Source organism: Bacillus sp. BB081 (genome assembly GCF_008368895.1).
GTDB lineage: Bacteria > Bacillota > Bacilli > Bacillales > Bacillaceae_G > Bacillus_A > Bacillus_A wiedmannii.
Map to the genome: position 1 here is coordinate 1 of NZ_QOZX01000147.1, position 620 is coordinate 620.

Genomic DNA, 620 nt, shown 5'->3' on the forward strand with positions numbered 1-620 from the left:
AATTGGTTTGTAGCCCTGAATCTACTAAGTGGAAATCGCTTATCCAAAAAGAACAAAACCCGATCCAGTATTCTTTATATTGTGCTCTTTATCTACGTTATTTAGGATATTCGTACCCTTTTATTAGCCAGATGCTTGGGAAACTCGCAAGCCTGCTTTATAAACAATCCAAGCCTTATGAGCAGGCTATATTGCATCGACATGAGTATACCGATCATGAACTCATGACTCTATTGAAGCTATCTTATCCTACATTCAATAAGCAACTTGAAAAAGAAGCATTTCCTGCTCCAGATGGTATACACAGTAATGGAATACGATATTGGAAGCATTCTACGGTTACTCCGCTTTTAAATGGCATTCAAAAGCGCTATATTCGAGCCGAGTTGCAACGTCTTTTAAAACTATATCACACGAAATTTAATCAATTAATGACAGAAGGAAAAATCCCTCCAGCAGATGGCATTTATCCAAATGGGAGAAGGTATTGGGAATACACGACCATCAAGCATCTATTACCTACAACACCCAACAAAAATAAAGCGCTAGAAGCCCCTATTTGAGGTTTCTAGCGCTTTTGTTGTTAGATGCATACTCATTTACCTTCGTGCTATATCGAT

The 620-nt window shown here is 38.1% G+C and carries 1 protein-coding gene; it reads left to right on the forward strand.

Translation table 11 applies throughout. The annotated features are described in order from the left end of the window. Positions 1-563 (forward strand): hypothetical protein (locus DN394_RS28750; protein WP_218944377.1); only part of this gene is annotated, 563 nt, incomplete at its 5' end. Between the last annotated feature and the right edge of the window lie 57 nt (positions 564-620).